The 19,028-nt window shown below is 51.0% G+C and carries 15 protein-coding genes and 1 pseudogene; 1 reads left to right on the top strand and 15 read right to left on the bottom strand.

What is annotated here, in order from left to right; all coding sequences use genetic code 11:
- Window positions 1-38 precede the first annotated feature (38 nt).
- The 5 genes from CXK91_RS00980 to CXK91_RS00960 form a co-directional block, all read right to left on the bottom strand.
- Entirely contained in the window at window positions 39-326 is a 288-nt protein-coding gene (locus tag CXK91_RS00980; protein WP_103454558.1) for a flagellar protein FliT, read from the bottom strand.
- A gap of 65 nt (window positions 327-391) precedes the next feature.
- A complete protein-coding gene (gene fliS / locus CXK91_RS00975) occupies window positions 392-769 on the bottom strand; it encodes a flagellar export chaperone FliS (protein ID WP_103454557.1) in 378 nt (125 codons plus the stop codon).
- A gap of 237 nt (window positions 770-1,006) precedes the next feature.
- Window positions 1,007-2,404 carry a flagellar filament capping protein FliD gene (fliD, locus tag CXK91_RS00970; RefSeq protein ID WP_181003895.1) on the bottom strand — a complete coding sequence of 466 codons (1,398 nt, stop codon included), beginning with the start codon at window positions 2,402-2,404 and terminating at the stop codon, window positions 1,007-1,009.
- Window positions 2,405-2,468: 64 nt separating this feature from the next.
- The gene (locus tag CXK91_RS00965; protein WP_103454556.1) at window positions 2,469-2,843 is read right to left on the bottom strand and encodes a flagellar protein FlaG; all 375 of its coding nucleotides are present in this window, start codon (window positions 2,841-2,843) and stop codon (window positions 2,469-2,471) included.
- A 77-nt stretch (window positions 2,844-2,920) separates the two neighbouring features.
- Window positions 2,921-4,123: a flagellin gene (locus CXK91_RS00960; RefSeq protein WP_103454555.1), complete on the bottom strand. Its 1,203-nt coding sequence runs from the start codon at window positions 4,121-4,123 to the stop codon at window positions 2,921-2,923.
- A 397-nt stretch (window positions 4,124-4,520) separates the two neighbouring features.
- Between CXK91_RS00960 and CXK91_RS22845 the strand changes: the two are divergent.
- Window positions 4,521-4,619: pseudogene (locus CXK91_RS22845) on the top strand (IS66 family transposase); the annotation flags it as partial.
- 143 nt (window positions 4,620-4,762) lie between these two features.
- On the opposite strand, the gene CXK91_RS00955 reads toward CXK91_RS22845, so the two are convergent.
- The 10 genes from CXK91_RS00955 to aepY all read right to left on the bottom strand — a co-directional run bounded on the left by CXK91_RS00955 (window position 4,763) and on the right by aepY (window position 19,017).
- Complete coding sequence (locus tag CXK91_RS00955; RefSeq protein WP_103454983.1) at window positions 4,763-8,251, bottom strand: glycosyltransferase; 3,489 nt, start codon at window positions 8,249-8,251, stop codon at window positions 4,763-4,765.
- 45 nt (window positions 8,252-8,296) lie between these two features.
- A complete protein-coding gene (locus CXK91_RS00950) occupies window positions 8,297-9,577 on the bottom strand; it encodes a CDP-glycerol glycerophosphotransferase family protein (RefSeq protein WP_103454554.1) in 1,281 nt (426 codons plus the stop codon).
- Window positions 9,574-10,845, bottom strand: a complete 1,272-nt coding sequence (locus CXK91_RS00945) for an ATP-grasp domain-containing protein (protein WP_103454553.1) — start codon at window positions 10,843-10,845, stop codon at window positions 9,574-9,576. Before CXK91_RS00945 ends, CXK91_RS00950 begins: the two co-directional genes overlap by 4 nt.
- Window positions 10,842-11,537: a WbqC family protein gene (locus CXK91_RS00940; RefSeq protein WP_146048114.1), complete on the bottom strand. Its 696-nt coding sequence runs from the start codon at window positions 11,535-11,537 to the stop codon at window positions 10,842-10,844. Before CXK91_RS00940 ends, CXK91_RS00945 begins: the two co-directional genes overlap by 4 nt.
- Window positions 11,534-12,646 (bottom strand): DegT/DnrJ/EryC1/StrS family aminotransferase, encoded by a 1,113-nt coding sequence (locus CXK91_RS00935; RefSeq protein ID WP_103454982.1) that lies wholly within the window; start codon window positions 12,644-12,646, stop codon window positions 11,534-11,536. The genes CXK91_RS00940 and CXK91_RS00935 overlap by 4 nt, the downstream gene beginning before the upstream one ends.
- Window positions 12,647-12,870: 224 nt before the next feature.
- Entirely contained in the window at window positions 12,871-14,784 is a 1,914-nt protein-coding gene (locus tag CXK91_RS00930; RefSeq protein WP_103454551.1) for a CDP-glycerol glycerophosphotransferase family protein, read from the bottom strand.
- 89 nt (window positions 14,785-14,873) lie between these two features.
- Window positions 14,874-16,136 (bottom strand): glycosyltransferase, encoded by a 1,263-nt coding sequence (locus CXK91_RS00925; RefSeq protein ID WP_181003894.1) that lies wholly within the window; start codon window positions 16,134-16,136, stop codon window positions 14,874-14,876.
- 146 nt (window positions 16,137-16,282) lie between these two features.
- Window positions 16,283-16,681, bottom strand: coding sequence for an adenylyltransferase/cytidyltransferase family protein (locus CXK91_RS00920; RefSeq protein ID WP_103454549.1), 399 nt, complete (start codon window positions 16,679-16,681; stop codon window positions 16,283-16,285).
- An 87-nt stretch (window positions 16,682-16,768) separates the two neighbouring features.
- Complete coding sequence (locus CXK91_RS00915) at window positions 16,769-17,902, bottom strand: phosphonoacetaldehyde reductase (protein ID WP_103454548.1); 1,134 nt, start codon at window positions 17,900-17,902, stop codon at window positions 16,769-16,771.
- Window positions 17,899-19,017: a phosphonopyruvate decarboxylase gene (gene aepY, locus CXK91_RS00910; protein ID WP_103454547.1), complete on the bottom strand. Its 1,119-nt coding sequence runs from the start codon at window positions 19,015-19,017 to the stop codon at window positions 17,899-17,901. The genes CXK91_RS00915 and aepY overlap by 4 nt, the downstream gene beginning before the upstream one ends.
- Window positions 19,018-19,028: the final 11 nt, after the last annotated feature.

Genomic DNA, 19,028 nt, shown 5'->3' with positions numbered 1-19,028 from the left:
TTTCCACCGCAGCCTGATGCCGAGGCTGAGAAAGCAGATCAACCGAACGCTTTATACGCCTGGTCAACCTGTTTTGATTGATTGAGGCGCGTTAAGTCGCTGGCGATTCGCTCACGCTCAGCGCGCGCGGCTTGTTGCAACTCTATATACAACCGCGACAAGGCTTCAATTTGCTCCCGAAGATCCGAATCAATGATTCCCGAATTGTTTCCCATCAACGCGCGACACTGTGAGTCCAGGACGCCGATCGCCTCCCAATCCCGGCTCTCCAGAGCCCCTGCCAGGGCGAGCCTGAGAGATTCCAGCGCCTCCAAACCGTGTTGCATATCGCCCCCAAGGATTCGGTTGACAAAACGAAGAAATTATTTATGTCTGCGCTTGCTCAGCTGTACTACGCAATAGCATCCCAGCCGGCCTTGACTTCGCGCAGTAACCCAGCAACCTCATCGATAATCGCCAAGTCGTTCTTCAGATTTGCTTCAAGCAAGCGTGAGCCCATGTAACCGTAGAGCCTATCAAGACTCACCGCAAGATCGCCACCAGCCTCCTGGTTGAGAGCTTCGCGCAGCCCCCCGATGATATCAACTGCCTTGCCGATCAAGGTTCCTTTGAGAGCTACATCGCCGCGCTCCATAGCACCCCGGGCCTGAGCTAGGCGCGCAAGACCGCCCTCCATCAGCATCTGGATCAGCCGGTGCGGACTTGCATCTACTAGCTGTGCGTTGGTATTGACTGACTGATATTGCTTCATAGCTGCCATGGCGTACATGGGGATTTCGCTCCAGATGTGCGGGACTATCCAGCTTATCGGCACCCGCCCAAGTAGCTTTAGCAGCAACTCCAAAAGGATCTTCGAAAAAGCATGCGGTCCGCAGAGCGCTTGCAGAAAGCAAAAGAACCAACGTTAGTAACCAGACCCCTAGGCACATGTAACGGAACGGATGGCAACGACCACCGCCCCTCTAATAGCCGCGACCGCCCGCCTTACGAGGAATCCAATGCCACTCTATCTACTGTTTTTCTTCACCACGCCAGGAAGGCTGGATAGCGTGCTATCTAGCCAACTACTAGTACTGGAAAGCTGAGCAACCAAAGTATCCATGGCGTTGAACTGTGCATAAAGGCGTGCTGTCATCGACTCAACGCGCAGCGCCAGCTTTTCTCGCTGGGCCTTAATGTCGGTGTTCGTTGCTTCCAGGCCGGAGACCCGCTGGGCCAAGATGCCTCCGGCCTGATTGAAGCCCTCAACCCGATTATTAAGACGGTTCATGAGGCCAGACTCACCGGTAAAGAAGCTGCCGACAGCGTCAAAGTTATTCTCGAGGGCTGCCTTCAGCTTCGTATCGTTGATCGCCAGAGTGCCATCTTTCTGCGTGGTGATGCCAAGATCGGACAGTACCCTTATACCGTCGCCTCCTCCGACTGAAATCAGCTCGTTCTGGATACCGGAAAGAATGCTGCGAACACTGGAATCACCTACCAAACCTCCCGTGAGCGGAGCACCATCCTCGCCAACCTTCGTCACCCGGGTTAGTGAATTGGTCGTGCTAATCAAATTATTGTAAGCCGCTACGAACTTTTTGATGTTAGCGGTAACACCTTCGCTATCCTGCGCAACCGTTACCGTGGAGGTCTTATCCTTATTCGCCGCCACCAGATTTAGCGTTACCTCAGGAATGGCCCCGGAAACCTTGTTGCTCGCACTTTGCAAGGCCAAACCATCAATGGTGAACTTAGCGTTTTGCGACCACTCCAAAACTCCCCCCGCCTCACCGGTAGCAGCATTGTCGGTATCAATTGCTAGAGCATCCAACCCATCACTGGCGTCGATCGAAACGTCTTTACCCTCCCCCGTGTTAGACGATGACATTACCAAACGGGTTTTGCCGGTGCTGGGATCGGTGAGGAGGTTGGCAGTAACTCCAGAGTCCTTAAGCGCTGTATTCAGTGCATCTCTTACGTCAGACAAAGAAGCGTTGCTACCAACATTGATGCTAACACCTGCATCGCTATCCCCAACCTTGACCGTCAAGGTTCCGGCAGCTCCCGTCCTGAAGTCGCCTTCCAATGCAGCGGTAGCTGTCTTGCTTCCCGTAGCCAGTTGCTCGACCTTAACAGTATAGGTTCCCGCCTGAGCAGTCTTGCTGGCAGTAGCGGTCAACAGGTCCGTGTTAGATGATTTGGCAGATCGATTTTCGAACAGCTTGATGTCGTTCAAATCCTTAAGCGCTGTTTGAAAGCTGCTCAACGACGTTCGCAATGTACCCAGAGCGGAAATTTTGGTGGTCGTAGCGGTTGCCAAACGGGTTAGCTGAGCTTCTTTCGGAGCTTTCTCCGCCGCAACCAGTGCACCGACCATCTTGTCGATGTCCATGCCTGAGCCAATGCCTGTGATACCTGCCATGTCACCACCTCGTCATCGTTTTGACGCTTTAAGCCATAGCTCTAAGAGAGCAAGAATCGCGCCGCTATGCCTTTGCATTGAATAAAAGACTACGGGCCTCTTCCAAGTTCTCGGCTAGTCGCAGAGCTTCTTCGGTCGGGATCTGCCTAACAACGTCGCCGGTGGCTCGATCCGTCACTTTTACCACCATCTGACCGCTAGAATCATCCAGATCAAAATTGAGATCACGACGGATGGTTTGCACGAAATCTTTGATACTGGAAACAGCCCCCTCAAGCGAGGCCGTAGTGGCCGTCCGATCTGGAGCGGGAACAGCCTTTTCGATAAATTCCCGGCTGGAAGATGGACTCGCAATGCTTCGACGCTCGCCCTCTGGCACCATCAATTGAACTGTTGTTTGAGCTGTATTGGTAGGCAGCCCTGAAAGCGCAATGTCCATTTTTCACCTCGCAACGGCAAAACGGGAGGAAGCGCCAAGCACTTCCTCCCGCGGTTACTGCAGACCTTCCGTATCAATCACTGCAGGAGGCTAAGAACCGCCTGCGGCAACTGGTTGGCCTGGGCAAGAATTGCAGTACCTGCCTGCTGCAGGATCTGGTTTTTGCTCAGTGCTGCAGTTTCAGCAGCGTAGTCGGTATCCTGGATACGGCCTCGGGCAGCCGATACGTTCTCGCCAATGTTCTGCAAGTTGGCAATCGTATTCTCGAAGCGGTTCTGCACCGCACCAAGTTCGGCTCGCTGCGAGTCGATCGACTTGATCGCCTCGTCGATGGCCTGGACGGCAATCTGTGCGCCTTTGGCCGTAGACAGGTCAATCTTGGCGATGGTTGTGGAAGTTGCCGTACCTGCTGTGGCCGCAACCGTTGTAGCACCCGCGGTGAAACCGGTACCGCTAGTCTGAGCCATGCTAGTAAGGGCAAATGCTGACTGCCCAGTGGTGTTAGCGTCCTCTTTAGCGACAACAGTTATTGCACCAGTAGATTCGTCTACGAAGGCACCCACGCCCGAGTTGGTATCGTTAATGGCGGCAGCCAATTTCTGGTTGATTTGTACGTCGGTATCGCCTTTGGCGAACTTTGCATCAACCGAATACGACTTGGAACCGACCGAGAAACCTACCGTAACGCCACCACTGGCCGCAGCGCCGGTCGCCGGAGAAGCGGCCGCGGTTGCGCTCGAAGCAGCGATAGTGGACTCGTAGTGCGTAGCATCAAGCGACTTGGAGCTCATCTCGCCAATGGAAACACTGATGATCTCGTTGGCCGCTGCACCCACCTGGAAGCTTGCAGTGCCGAAGTCGCCGTTGAGCAACTGACGACCACCGAAGGTAGTGGTATTGCTGATACGGTCCAGTTCTTTCTTCAGCTGGGTGACTTCGTCGTTTAGTGCACCACGCTCAGAATCACTGTTGGAACCGTTTGCAGCCTGCAGGGACAGGTCACGCATACGCTGCAGGATATTCGTAGACTGCTGCAGGGCGCCTTCAGCAGTCTGCGCCATGGAGATGCCGTCATTGGAGTTTTTAACCGCAACATTCAGACCACTGATCTGGCTTCCCAGACGGTTGGAAATCTGCAGACCGGCGGCATCGTCCTTGGCGCTGTTGATGCGGCTACCGGTTGACAGGCGCTGCATTGTGGTCTGCAGGGAGTTGGCGGAGTTGCTGAGGTTGCGCTGAGTATTCAGGGAAGCAACGTTAGTGTTGACGGTCAAAGCCATGATGTGTGTCCTCCATCGGACCTAGCTTGTTTGCCTGAGTGTGCGACCTTAGGGAGGGACATTACCCAGGCACCCATAAAGTTCGCATTCATGATTTATTTCGGCGGTACTCTCAAAAGCTTTAGGGGAAAAGAGAAAAAATCTTCGTCACCCTTGACTTCCTCGAACGCTCGTACCGACGCCTTGTCACTACATCGGCAAGTCGGCGGAGAACCTTAGGAACTAACTCATCATGGGGCGTGTGACAGCCGCGCAAGCCCCCAGGCGAGATCGAAGCCGTGCTAAGCGTTCACGAGCCCATAAAGAGAGGATGCTGCGCTCCTCTTTCTGAAGAGCTGGCTTCGCCGGACAAACCGGTGACTCTCTTCAAGTACTCGATCAGCCGCACAGGACGTACCTTGGAGATGGCATTGAGCGCCTGGCCTGCTGGACACATGCGCGGCGTACATTTATCGAAGCACAGAAGGCGCAGGCCGAACGCTCCGACATGGCGCTCCAGTGGCAACGCTAGCCGAATAGGGGAGTCGGTCCTTGCCAAGGCCAGACGACCTTATAGCGAGGTACCCCGGGAAGGGGCACCTTCGATTTCACCAGCCGAGTCGGGCCGCATCGCCTGATTGATGCAAACCAGCCAGCGGTCTAGGGAAGCCAAGCCTTTCGCCAGGATTCCAGATTCGCACCTTCAAGCATCCATTTGCTCAATACGACATTCCGTAGGTCATCACCTGCTCTGGAGGCTGCATCAAGATCGTTGATGTGAGCCCTGATCGCATCCACCCAATCTCGGAAGCGGTTCTTCACCAACATAACTGGAAGGTCACCTCGATAGCACCGAACATCACTGGCTATGACAGGGAAGCCGCAGGCGCCGTACTCAAGCAGGCGCAAATTGCTCTTGCATTCATTGAAAAGGTTTTGCTCGAGCGGAGCCAGTGCAAGATCCAGGTTCATGCTGGCTAGAACCGACGGATACTGATGAATCGACACGCCCCCATGGAATTCATGAACGTAAGGCCTCAGCTTATCGGGGCACATCCCAAAGAAGACCCATTCGACCTCGTCGGCGAGCTCTTTGATCACGTCGACAATTAGCTCCAAATCGCCCGTATGACCAACCCCTCCAGCCCAGCCAACCCTCGGCTTTAGACCAACCCGTCGTTCACTTTGCTTTCCCTTCCACCAGGTAGCTGGCAAGCGGTTCTCGATGACCTTGATATCGTCGTGCAACCCTGCGTAGGCCTCTGCCAACGGCTGGGTGGAAACCACAAAACGATCAACGTATCCCAGTGCACGCCGCAAAGTACGAACGATGTCCTTTGGCATATGCAGTCGGTGGATACTCTTGATCGGCAGGTTCGGCAGATAGTCGTCCAACTCGTATATTTTGAACGCGCTAGAAAACTCCCGCACCCGCCGCATCTGCTCCAACTGCTCTTCACCCACCTGACGTTGCAACAACACGACGTCAGGCGCGTAACGGGCCAGCTCGACCGGGGAAAGCAGGCCGACAGTTAACGCCCCCTCAATGAGACCGGCATCGCGCATGGCATTGAACGGTTGGATCACACGATAGTGGCCGCAACCCTCGCGATCCGCGTAGTGGCCCAAAACAACCGGCAGTGGTCGCCAGGATTGCAAGGGACGCCAGGACAACTGAGGATCGGCCAACTTGAAACCTTGCTCAACCTGCAAGCTGAACCCAGCGTTATAGGCAGGGTCGTGAGCCAAGACCGGCAACCAACGCCGGTAAAACTCATCTTCCTCCGCAGCGTTGGTGACCGCGTCAGGCGGGGCATCCATCAACAACTGTACCCGGGGAGTCCAGACGTTGAGATATCCCGACTGCTGCAAACGAAGGCAAAGATCCACATCAGCCCAACGCGCGAGCATAGGCGACTCATCAAAACCACCGAGCTGCTGAAATAGCTCTCGATGGACCATCAGACACTCGCCACTGAGGGCAGAATAGTTCTGGTCGATCTGCAGACGCTGCATATAGCCTGCATCATCAAACGAGGCCCCTTCAAAAGCACGGCCGACGGGACCGCAGAGACCGAGCAACAAGCCAGCGTGGCGGATATTGCCATCTGCCGACAATAATTTGCCGCTCACTGCCCCGACTTCTGATCGCTGACCATGGTTGAGTAGTTGCTGCAACCAGCCTTCTGCCATGACGCCGGCGCCATCGCCCAGCCATAGCAGGAAGTCACCTCTCGCTTGCTCGGCCGCCTGGTTGCACAAAGCCTCGCGCGACAAAGCAGAATCGAAGTGCAACACCCTCAATTGATCCACAGCCATCGCCTCGACGCCGGCGAGCCACTCACGCATCGGTGTTGACTGATTACCATGGTCGAGCAACAGCACTTCGTAATTTGCGTAGTCGGTATGCTCCAACAGTGTTTCCATGCATCGCTGAATCTGTGGCAAGCGATCCTTGACTACTATCAGAATGCTCACAGATCCCAGTTGCGCATGGCCATAATCGAGTTCATAGCGACCTGGCAGCCGGCTATCCACTTTAGCCTGCGCGTATCCTCTGGCATGCAAATGCCGCTCGATCACAGCGCGCTCCTGAGCACTGTCTCGGAGCGTAAATGCAACGCTTGTGAGGAGCGGCTCACTTATATGGCCTATACAGGCTAGGCCGTACCGCTCAACTAGGCGCAGCTGGTAGTCCAACTCGAACGCCTCTTCATATTCAACAGCAAAACCGCCCAGCTCCACCAACGCTTCGCGTCTTAACAGCCAGTGTTTGCAAAGCCCAGCGGGAAAACTGAGCAGTAAATCCAAGTTGAAATCCGGACGCAACGCCACCCCACTTCCACCATCTTCCAGACGCATCAGCTCATCTGCATATACGGCAAGGCAAGACTCCGGCGCGCCCAGCAGATCTAATGCCGCGATTAGCAAGCCGCTAGAGGTAAATTCAACGCCGGCCTCCGCCACCAACATCCACACAGCTTGGCTGGAGGTAGCGACGACATTATTGAGTACAGCAATTGGGGTGCTGCCAGCCAGCGGGAACAGCTCCGCCCGACCGTCGAGGCCCGAGAAGGCCATAGACGAAACCACTTGGATATCAATGTTTCGGTAGCAGTTAGTGCTTTCCAGACTCCGTATCGTCTTTTCTACAGCTTCTCGGTCCGCCTTTACATCAAGGACTGCCACAGCTATACGCGGCCCGCCATTGCTGCAAGCCAAGCGTTCCTCTATGAGTCGTCGCTGAACATCCTTCGGCCAGCGCTCCCCCTGCCAAGCCTGCAACGGGACAGTTCCCAAACCGATAGCCCGCATTAATGCTGCAAGCACGTTTACCGGCTTGAACACCCTTGCTTTGAGCTGAGTGATAGGTGCCACGCGCACAAACCGACTGTCCTCGTCAGTGCGATACCAGCCCAGATCGCGAATCATCTGCCGAAAATTCTCGTGCCCTTTTTCCCCTATACCTGGCTGGTCGCGACCTAATTGGCTGAACTGCTCCTCTGAGACCCGAAAATCGGACAGCGCCTCGCAACGCATCGCCAAGTTTCCCGAACGCAATAACTTGGCGTAGATGGCGAGATCACCAACCCAATGGATTCTCACACCATTCAATGTGCTTAGCTGATTGCCCATTGCCAATACATCGGCGCGCCGACACATAACGGAACTGGGCTCGCCTATGAAATTAATTGTATGGTCGACCAAGAATGAAACAAGCTGTTCGCCATCAATTAACGCATCAGTTTCGAAAGGAAATGCCGTGGCATATATATCAGGCAGTCGTTTGCCTGAAGGTCCTATACGACGCCGCCGGGAGCTGGCAAGTGAAACACTGGCATCGCCCTGCATGAGTTCCAACAAGGATGCCACGCATTCGGGGTGAAGCACGTCATCATCATAAAGAAATTTAACATACTCCCCGCTCGCCAACTCGATACAACGCGCAAGATTATTTATTTCATTTAAACGCTTCGGATTATGCTCGTATATCACCTTGAAGTCGGCACGCTCAATGAACCGCTCCACGATCTCGCGAACCTCACCTCCCCGGCAGTCATCACAAATTACTAGCTCCAAAGGCCGGTAAGTTTGTCGAAGCACGCTATCAAGAGCAGTTTCCAAATAAGCAGATTTGTAAGCCGGCATGGCCACGCTAACCAAGGGCTTGACGTCATTCGTATCAGTCACCGGTCACTCCTCAATACTTAGTGCGCGCAGCCTTTCGACGACTCGCCGGGAATTTTGATCATCTTGATAATTAAAAAAGAATTTCTTGCAGGTCCGATAGGCTTCGGAAGGTACTTGGTTAGCCTCGACCAACTCATCCTGTAATTTCACCAGCAAGTCGTCAAAATCGGTCACTACCGGTCCGGGGAAAACTAGATCCATGTCATACAACAAGCCATTCTGGCTGCTTTTATAGTGCCCTAGATCATAGGCAAAGCTAATAACTGGCTTATCCAAATAAAGTGCATCAATATACAGTGATGAATAATCAGTCACCACCAAGTCAGCCTCACGCAATATCGGGGCTATTTCACTAACAACCGCATGCCCTAAGTCGACGATTAACTCTCCGTCGGCATAATATTCGAGATTAAATAACTGATCGCCCTTGCGGAAGTAGTGCATCCGAAAACCTAAAACGGCGTCGTTCTGCCGTAATAAATCCTTGAGCCGCACCACCTGCTCCTCGTCAAACTGGTAACATCCAGCACCATTAAAATCAGCTTCACGAAAAGTCGGCGCATAAACCACCAAGCGCCTGTTCTTCTTAAGATTACGAATATATTCAACTTCATAACGAAGAAAACGCGGAAGCGCCTGCTCAGGCATAAGGAGAAAATCATTACGCGGCAACCCAGTGACCCAGACCCGCTCATAATCAATAGGATGAAATATGGCCGCCATCGCATAACTATCAATATCGGAGGAAGCGATAAGACCTCTATAGAAGCGCCGCTCTTTACGGCGAAAGGCGACCCTATCCGCACGCCGACGCTGTTCGCGATTAGCCAGAGCGAAAAGCCGTTTTAATGGAATGCCATGCCAAAGATTGACCAGCACGCGCCGCGTCAAGCTCGGCCGCACCACGCTAAAGGAACCATCTGCCCAGCGCCATGACATATCTAGGGCTACCGCGTTGGACAGCAGGTAGACTCCACACCGCGCCAGCTCAGCCAGGCCTCGCAGGCTCTGCACATCGATCACCTCGGTATTACAGGCGTCGTCAAGATGCAGATCTGCCGCTAGGTCGCGAGTGAACACTCGCTTGTGAATGCTTGGGTCGCCCTTCACCGCCTCAAACATGGCCCGCGAGTTTTCAACCAACTGGCTGGGCTTGAGCGGGTGGACGAAGAATGCCCAGTGATTGGCTCGTTTTATTGTCAGCCGGTCATAAAGCCACCACAGCGGCAGGATCAGCAAGGCAGCCAGCCACCTGCGCCGGATCGGTGCTTCCCAACGCTTCATGGAAACAACAGCTCCAACGCGTCCACATCGAACACCGGGATCCCACGGTTAAGCGCCACATCCAGACGCTCAGGGAAATGGTTGTCAATGAAGATAGCTGCTCCCTCGACCACGGAGGACTTCGGCTCACCCGATCGCAGATGGATGATCTCATCGAATAAAGATTCGGCGATTCGCGCTTCGGCCAGAGCAGCCTCAAGGCTGCCTTCATGGCGGGTGAGCAGAACCAGACGCCTGCCCATCTCCAGCACTCTGTAGGCAAAGCGCATGGCCTGAGGGTTAGCGCGCCCGCCGCAGACAAGCGTGTCGTCGAAGTCCATGTAAACAGTGTCGAAGGCATATGCCAGCACGGCATGGCTAGCGAGGCAGCGCTCGACCAGTACAACTCGGGGCTCGTCGAGCACTTTCAGATCACGTGCCATGAAATCTTGCACAGCCATCAACGGCAGGTTTACGCCAGCCACTCGTTGAACCACAGAACTGCTGGACAGGCGACAACTGACCTCGAGAAGTTTATAACCGCCCTGCTCGTCACGCTTGAGCTGAAAGAACCAAGGGCCACGAAATTTCAGGCGACCATGGATCGCTTTAGCGATCCGCCCCACCTCTTGAGTCACAGGAATGCGCCGCGAGCGCATGGCAATACCGCCTACCACCCGCTCTCGGCTACGAGGGCCGATATACAGCAGCTGCCCGCGCCAGTCACTGAAGCAGTCGACCGTCAGCTCCTCGCCCGGTAGGTACTCGCAGATCAGCGGCTGATCCAGAGTAGCCAGCGCCACCTCGGCGGCCATACGATCCGTGACCAGCGTCACGCCCTGCCCTCCCTGGCGCTGGTCTGGCTTGAGTAAAACAGGCCAACGCTCCACCTCATCTAGTCCCGCAAACAGCCTGGGAAGCCAGTCTTCCCCAGCGAGCAGTGCGTAGGTAGCCGCCTTGCTACGAGCAATCTGTGTGCTTTGCGGGTCGCCGTTAACTAGATGGACACGCCATGCCGCCATTCGCGGCGCCAGATAGGCCAAAACGCTGTCGTGAGTGGCGAACACAAGCTGAATATCCCAGCCCGCCAGCAACTCCGCGAAGCGTTCATCAAAATCCGCATCGACGATATTCGGCAGCTCGATGTAGCGCTCGAATGCCAGGCGACCATGATCGTCGCGGCTGGAGGCGCCGTGCAGATCGACGTGGATCGAGCGAGCGAGCGCACGCTGAATCTCCAAGCCCACTTCACTACCGCAAGGAAACACCAGCACGTTGATGCGCTTCATGCTGCCTCCACTAGGTCGAAATCCAGCAGCATCTCGCATACCTGCTCACGCGAGTTGTGCATCAGGACGTCAATAATCGACAGCCCTGGCACAAATGTTCCCACGCCCTGGTTGTACACAGCAAAACGATTGCTCACAAAGCGCAAGCGCACACCCTGCGCGGCAAAGTGCCGACTGTTATACAGTTCCTGCCCACCCGCCGCGTTGTGATAGGCGTCAGCGCCGAAGTGTTGGCACAGTTCGAGTATCCGTTGCTCACCACTCGCCGCAGTGCGCGGCATTGTTGAAGCGAACTGAGTGGAAAACGGCAGCTGAAGATAATCGAATACCGCGCATACCGACGCCGCACTCTTGCGTGCAACATTGCGTTCCGGTGCTAGGCAAACGGCCTCGACCAAGGCAAACACCTCGGCAAAAAAAGGCGCTCGGCTGTAGGCGTGGCGCAACTGCTCCAGAAAAGTATCGAACACACCGGTAAAATAGTGCTCGTCGATCCTGCGGTTCTGGCTGACCCGCTCCACCGCGATGCTAAAGGTGAACGGATGGCCGCTGAGCAGAATGCGATTGCGGTTGATGTAGCCCTTTTTGATAAAGGCCACATCGTCGAGAAACACAAAATGGTCGACACTCCCGGCCAACTGAAAATAGCCGAGGTAAGGAAACAAATAAGGCTGCATTACCGCGATAATCACCGTAGCCCCGCTGAAATAATGAGCTGGCAGATGATGTCCACTTCCTCGTCCGCCAGATCCGGATAAATTGGCAGGCAGATGACCTTACCGGCGATGGCGCGAGCCACCGGCAAGTTGGCGGGCTCCGCAGAGGGCAGGCCGCGATACATCGGGAAATCACTGATGAGCGGGTAAAAATAGCGTCGAGCTAAGATGTCGCGCTCGCGCAGGCGCTCATAAAGCTCGTCTCGCGCCAAGGGAAACTGCGCCTCAACCAGGATGGGAAAATAAGCGTGATTGCTGTTGTCAATCAGACCCTCGAAGCAGCTTATCCCAGCTACCCCGACCAATCGCTCGCGGTAATAGTGGTCAATCTGCTTACGGCGCGCCAATGCCTGGTCAATGTAGCGTAATTGCAGCAACCCGAAGGCAGCGTTGACTTCGCTCATCTTACCGTTGATGCCTGGCGCAATTACGGTTGTCTCGTTAACGAACCCGAAATTTTTCAGGTGCCCGATGCGCCGGTAAGTCTTCGCATCCGGGCAAATAATCGCCCCGCCCTCGAAAGTGTTGAACACCTTGGTGGCATGAAAGCTGAGCACGCTTAGATCGCCATGGCGAAGAATACTACCGCCCTCGTCGCGCACACCGAAAGCATGAGCTGCGTCGTAGATAACCCGCAGATTATAGGTGTCCGCAATACGCTCGATTGCCGCCACGTCGCATGGCCGTCCGTAGCAGTGTACCGGCATGATCGCCGTGGTCGAGGGGGTAATTGCCGCTTCTATTTTCTCTGGGTCAAGGTTGAGAGAAACCGGATCGATGTCCACGAACACTGGCTTGACGCCATTCCATAACAGTGAATGAGCTGTAGCGACGAAGGAATACGGCGTGGTTATGACCTCACCAGTTACACGCAGCGCCTGCAAAGCGGTAACCAGTGCAAGGGTGCCGTTAGCGAACAACGCCAAGTGCTCAACCCCTAGGTACTCGCACAGCGCCTGCTCTAGTTGCTGATGCATAGCCCCACCATTAGTGAGCATACGACTTTCCCAGATACGCTCGAGGTAGGGAATGAACTCATCCAAGGGGGGCAGTAGGGGGCTGGTGACGGTGATTGGCTTTTTAATTTTCTGTCCCCTGTCGTAATGATGAAGTAGAGGTATTTTCACCTGTCCGAGACACCACGTGCTAACTAATTCTGTAAGCGACCGCTTTTAAGTCGAAGCCCCTGCCATCGCCTAACCACTCACAAGGCGCATCAGAGCTATCTCCGTTCGATGCACATGGTGCTTAAAGTACCCCACAAAAAATTGACGTTAGGCTTATCCACATGAATGCATACCATGAAGACCTAGCGTATACCCTTAGATATTTCACTGACTATTCTTTCCGACGGCATTTCCCCAGCAAAGTAAGGATTAATTTCTTTGCTTAGAAAATCTTTGTGAGCCTGCAATATTTCCTTATCTGAAATAATCAAGCGCTCCACAAATACCACGACATCTTCAAAACAATAGCCAATTTCGCACCCTTTTAACGCAGCGGTGCCAAATTCAGAATAATATTCGCCCTGATTACTTTCAGCCAGCAAGTACAAAACTGGTTTTTCAACATATAAGAATTCAGCCAGAAATGAACCTGAATCGTGAATCATCGCATCGGACGAAAGAAACAAATCGGTATATTCACCTTCATCTAGCTGCGTGTGCGATTCATTTTTCCAAAAATCATAATATGCATCCGTTTTCTCTCGCCCCCAACAAGCATGCCTGTATAACTTTGCCTTTAGCAAAGGATGAGGCTTGAAACTCCAAACAACTTTTTCCTTCATCGACTCTGAGAAATCCCTGAACGCTTGCGCATACCTCAGAAAATTTGAGTACGGCAAAAACGCATCAACGATTGTATGATGCGGAGCCCAGATGATCCGGCGGCGATCGTCTTTGGATTTCCAAACATCCAGATATCGACCTTTTGCTTTCTTTTCTATCAGAGCCTCCATCGCAGGATAGCCTGAAACAACAACATTCTGTCCTTTTGCCACCGCCACATCCACATACGTTTTCATTGAATATTCGTGCGGCGCGAATATTCTCCAAAGCGCATTATGAAAATCCTGATTATATTGTGCTGCATCTCCCCCATAACGGCAAACCTCGTGGTGATACGGGACATAACAACTCAGATAATTTAAATAAGCGTCTTGATAGTATTCTCTGCGAGTCAAATTATGTGGATTGGTAAAAAAAACAATATCTGGCTCCAACTCCTCCAAACGCATCCAACGACTTTCAGATCCATTATAAGCAGAGGTAAACGGGTAACCCTTTTCTTCAAAAAAAACGCAACACTGCCGCATATCATCCCACATGCGCTCGTCCCCATAAGATATAAAGGGACAGACAAGAATCACCGGATCAAACAACGGATTGGCCAGCATCCTGTTAAATACAGAATCTACCTTCCATACACTGTGATGAATGGCTAGAAATACAACCCTTATACGATCTTTGCCCTCAATTTTCTTTAAAAAACACTTATGCTTCTGTCGCTGACCAACCACGAGACAGCCTTTCATTCTTCTCGAAAAAGAATCTAAAACGCTTATGCCATAGAAATAAACTTTACTATGATAAGCCGCATCCAAAGCAGTTAGATCATTGCCGTTCAACACCAAAATAACATCATTTTCTTCAAGTATTTCGCTGGGATAACTTTCCCGGCTATTAGCTATTACCAACTCAATCCCAGAGCACGGCAATTCATTGAAGTGTATGGTCTCGGTGACAACCACCGTCACACGAAGGCTTATCCCCCTGCCGGAAAATAGCGCTTGTTTCTTCTTGACTCTATTGCAGATAACCTTTAAGTCTTCCGAGCTTGAAACAACGGGATAAATACAAACGCTTCTATCGCTGTCTATTTGCTCCATTACTGACCGGCCATTCCAGGCGAGGCTTAACGGCAATATTATGTTTTTCGCATCGCACCCTTGCTCTAACAAATTATTTTCAAATACTCTACCAAGTCTATTTGAAGCAATTAAAAATTGAGAGCTTTTTAATTGGAGAGCAGTGAGGTCAGATCTTTTAACGACTGGAACGCCTAGATAGCTTTCCATAGTCGGTTGATCTTCAACAAAGCCCTGTAGCACGTTTTTCACGTCTAAATGCTCAACCTGTCTTTTATAAGACACTCCCATCATCCCTGCCCCGTAAATATACAAAGGCCTAGTAAAATCAATTTCGGGAAGAGGAAAAATCATAACACTTATCTCTACAGGTTATGCAGAATGACATCGCACACTTCTCACTTAGGATGGCCATGCTGTTGCAAAGCGAAGCACCAGCACTACTAATCACCCACTATCACAGAAGCAGGGACTCTGATTATTTTTCTGTCGTCGACATTTGCCTGCTCCATCAGTAATTTCTTTATTTTAAAGAAGTACCCGCTAGCCACAAGGACACAGTCAACCTCATTGATGATTAACTCAAGCTGCTTTAAATCAATCACCTTCAAACCAAAACAGATTTTTTCACTTAGATCTGGGTCAGTATTACATGCATACAAAATTTTAAACCCATCCCCAAGTCCATAAAAGGTATTCTTGGCACCTAATGCTGTTCCAAAAATCACAGCCTTTAAGGGAGGGGCATAATCCATTTGATCATCGCAGAGCTCCTTATTTCCCACCAAAAACCTATGCCTACGCAACATGTTCTTTCGCATCAAAGCGACAAGCTCGAAGTCAACCTTAACTTTCTCAGCCCGTACAGCAAGCAAATAATCATGCCATTGCTGCGTCACTATCTGGTGTGTGACAAAACAGTTAAAATACTCTTCTGCTAAGTTTCCATTTTTATCCAGAAAAAAAGACAAAAAAGGTGACGTCCTATTCATTGGGTGAAGAGGTTTTATCATCTGTGAAGTCCAGCCATTCTCATGCTTTCGATACCCCACAAGTATCTCAGGAAAATAATGCACTCCGTCAGCGAGTAATGCGCGAAAGTACATGAGATGATCTTCACAGTCAGGATAGGTCACCGGGGTACCGAAACTTTTGTAAGTATCTATCCGGTACGCAACAGCAGCACCTAAAAAATGTATTGCAAAATGATACTTTTGGTACTCAATCATGCTATACATGTTATTAGCATGAATAGAATAATCTTGATTATTATATTGAAAGGTTGCCAATCCACTAACGATAGCTCCGCTCTCATCTATCTCTTCTAGACCATGCGCCACCAAAGATGGTTTACCGGCCTCCAACCACTCTTGCACGATTCTAGAAACTCTATTCGGCTTTGATACATCATCGCCAGCACACATCACCACGAGTTCGCCGCCGACGAGATTTTCCATTAGGAAGGCAAAATGGCGGCCAATACCCAAGTTGACCGGATTCTGATTCACAACCACATCACAACTTCCCGCATAGATATCCAGCAAACCCCTAACAACACTAACTGTGTTATCACTGGAAGCATCGTCGGACACGACAATATTCAAGTTAGGATAATCTTGATACAAACAAGAATTAACTGCCTGCTCTATATATTTTTCTTGGTTGTAACATATTAGAGCAAGCGTAACCTTCGGAAGGTTAGCCATATCAGCAGTCCCACAATGCATTTTATGCCCCCGCAATGGCATCTAAAAAAATATCTTCACGATTATTAACCCCGAATAAATAAAGCGTCTGCGCCAATTTGTTACGGAATAGTCAATCTAGCCAACTTAGAGAGTCGATATAATTTTTACTTGGCCGCCTGAAGAATTAACGCCTGCTTAATGGCTGAAGAAGAAATGCCCTGGGTTCTATCAAGATAAACGACCCGGCAGATATTTGAGAGATAATCAAATTTTCCTGCCCAATCACAGCCCATCACAAATACATCGACAGCATGCTCTGCTATATCTCTTTCCTTTTGCTCCCAAGAGCATTCTGGTATTACCAGATCAACAAACTTTATCGCGCTTATGATTTCCCGGCGTTCTTCATAAGGTACCAAAGCCCGCTTACCTTTTAAAGCGTTGAACTCGTCAGTCGATACAGCCACGATTACCTGCTCACCCAGTTCACGCATACGCTCAAGCAAACGTAAATGGCCAACATGAAACATATCGAACGTTCCATAAGTGATCACTGTTTTCACCTTCGCCCTCTTCGTTTGCCTGTCACAAAATTCATAAATTTGCTTTATAGGGAACCTTATTAAGGGCCTTGGCAATAATGACTGACCTCACCCTAGGTCTTCGCCAGCATTTTTTACGAGCGCCAGACGACTTTCTGTGGCAGATAGAATTATTTTTTTGAACACTTCAGCCGAGATTAAGCCAGCATAATTCCCGACTCTGTCAGGATGATACATCTCACCGCTGAGTGAACAGATATTCTCTCTACTGACATACTTATTAATATGGGCATCTAGCTGAAAGCTTTTTAACATACCTTGAACGCAGCGCAATAACTTTTTTTCGGGACAGTTAACATTACTGTCTAAGTAATGATCGATAAGAGCAGGCAATGTAAAGCTACATGCCAATCCATGTGGAACACCATAATGGCTAGTTAATGGATAGGACATAGAATGCGCAATTGCTGTACGCGTTTGGCTGATTGCCAGCCCCGCTAATAGACTGGCCACTTGCATAGCGCCACGAGCTTTTAGATCAAAGGGATCTTCCAACACCTGCGGCAGAGAATTAACAGTTAACTCTAACGCCTGCAGCGCTAAACCCCGACTTATGGGATTGCTATTAATATTCCATATAGATTCGATGGCATGCGAGACTGCATCGAGCCCAGTGTATAATGTCTCTATTTCCGGCAAGCTAAGAGTTAGCTCCGGATCCAATATTGCTCTGTCTGGAAAAATCATATCTCCAGTTACGGAATATTTTTTGTGTTGAGTTCTATCCCAGACAGTAGCAAAAGGGGTAACCTCTGCACCTGTTCCCGAAGTTGTAGGTACGGCTATTAAGGGTATCTTTTTACTCCAAAGCTGCGGCTGCTTCTCACGTAAAATTTGAATCAGAGGTCGAGGCAGATGACTAGGAATTGACACAGAAAGCACCTTGGCTGCATCCAGCACACTTCCGCCTCCAATAGCTAAAATTCCTTGAACACCCTGACCACGATAATAACTTGTTAGCTTTTCTAAATCATCAAGCTCCGGATTTGGAGTGACCTGATCATATATAACTAGATTTATGCTCGGCAAAAGTTTCTGAACTTGGCAAGTCATGCCGCGACAGGTAAATCCGTTAGTTGTGACTAACAGCCAAGTCCCGGAACACAACCATTGCGGTAATTGCTTTAAGCTACCCTGCCCAGCATTAAGCTTAACGGGATTATGGAAAGACCAATTACTCACAACCCAGCGACCTGCATAAAGGCCCGTTTATTTTCTTGCGGCGTGCTGGTAGGGCGCCCCAGATCATCACGCGAACCTATGGCGATCTTTATTTCCAAAAACACCGGGCCAGGCTGCTTTTGAATAGCCCGCCAAGCTGCAGTTATACCTACAGCGTCACTAGCGACCTTATAATCCTTATAGCCACTTGCAAGTGCTATACTTTTGAAATCGATCTTCCCCCCCACCGTCGGCTGTCCTCCGACGGACTCATGGGCGGCATTATTCAATAGCACATGGACTAAGTTCTTTGGCGCCAGATCACCAATGATAGGAAGTGCCCCCATGTGCATAAGCACTGATCCATCACCATCAATACAGACTATCTGCTTATGTGGATTACCCAGTGCAGCTCCTAATGCAATCGATGCCGTGTGCCCCATAGCCCCAACTGATAGAAAATCACGCTGAATTCCGCCGTGCTCGGCACGGAGCTCAAATAACTCGCGCGAGGTCTTTCCCGTAGTACTTATTACTAGGGCGTCACCAATTAGACTTAGGAGACAACGTAAAGCGTCTTCGCGCCTCATTTGTGAAATAGAATCTGGCTTGCGCTGACTTTCGTATCTAGTAAAAGTACCGTTGCGTACGAGGATTGCTATAGGGGCGCCGGTCCTCTTAAGCTCTTGCATCGCAGCTTCTAGCGTTACATCTAAGTCAGAATCTTTGTCCAATATCCAATTCGGAATGCCAAGAATATTCAATTGCTGCTGAGTAATTTCGCCCTGCTTAACATGCTGCGGTTCGTCCTTCACGCCTGGCTCGCCGCGCCACCCAACAATCAATACCATTGGAATTTTATAGACCTTAGAGTCAGCAATCGAAGTTAACGGATTAATTGCATTCCCCAATCCAGAATTCTGCATATAAACTGCAGCCAGACTGCCGGTAGTCAGATGATACCCAGCGGCTATAGCTACTGCATTGCCTTCGTTAGCGGTAATTACATGCTCTCCAACCCCAGCATGATCCTCAATATAGGCACAAAGGTCCTTAAGCAAAGAGTCAGGCACTCCCGCGAAAAGGCCTACATCGAATTCTTTTAGTTTTGTATAAAAGGCTCGCGAATTGATCATGGTGTGCGCCC

This window comes from Stutzerimonas stutzeri (genome assembly GCF_002909485.1).
Classification (GTDB): domain Bacteria; phylum Pseudomonadota; class Gammaproteobacteria; order Pseudomonadales; family Pseudomonadaceae; genus Stutzerimonas; species Stutzerimonas stutzeri_AH.
Note: the sequence above shows the minus strand (reverse complement) of the source record. Positions and strands in the feature narration are given on the sequence as shown.

Excerpts from the sequence above, each read along its gene's own strand:
- CXK91_RS00955 (WP_103454983.1), bottom strand. The coding sequence starts at position 8,251 with ATGCCGGCTTACAAATCTGCTTATTTGGAAACTGCTCTTGATAGCGTG.
- CXK91_RS00930 (WP_103454551.1), bottom strand. The coding sequence starts at position 14,784 with ATGATTTTTCCTCTTCCCGAAATTGATTTTACTAGGCCTTTGTATATT.
- CXK91_RS00980 (WP_103454558.1), bottom strand. The coding sequence starts at position 326 with ATGCAACACGGTTTGGAGGCGCTGGAATCTCTCAGGCTCGCCCTGGCA.
- aepY (WP_103454547.1), bottom strand. The coding sequence starts at position 19,017 with ATGATCAATTCGCGAGCCTTTTATACAAAACTAAAAGAATTCGATGTA.
- CXK91_RS00960 (WP_103454555.1), bottom strand. The coding sequence starts at position 4,123 with ATGGCTTTGACCGTCAACACTAACGTTGCTTCCCTGAATACTCAGCGC.
- fliD (WP_181003895.1), bottom strand. The coding sequence starts at position 2,404 with ATGGCAGGTATCACAGGCATTGGCTCAGGCATGGACATCGACAAGATG.
- CXK91_RS00950 (WP_103454554.1), bottom strand. The coding sequence starts at position 9,577 with ATGAAGCGTTGGGAAGCACCGATCCGGCGCAGGTGGCTGGCTGCCTTG.
- fliS (WP_103454557.1), bottom strand. The coding sequence starts at position 769 with ATGTACGCCATGGCAGCTATGAAGCAATATCAGTCAGTCAATACCAAC.
- CXK91_RS00965 (WP_103454556.1), bottom strand. The coding sequence starts at position 2,843 with ATGGACATTGCGCTTTCAGGGCTGCCTACCAATACAGCTCAAACAACA.
- CXK91_RS00925 (WP_181003894.1), bottom strand. The coding sequence starts at position 16,136 with ATGGCTAACCTTCCGAAGGTTACGCTTGCTCTAATATGTTACAACCAA.
- CXK91_RS00945 (WP_103454553.1), bottom strand. The coding sequence starts at position 10,845 with ATGAAGCGCATCAACGTGCTGGTGTTTCCTTGCGGTAGTGAAGTGGGC.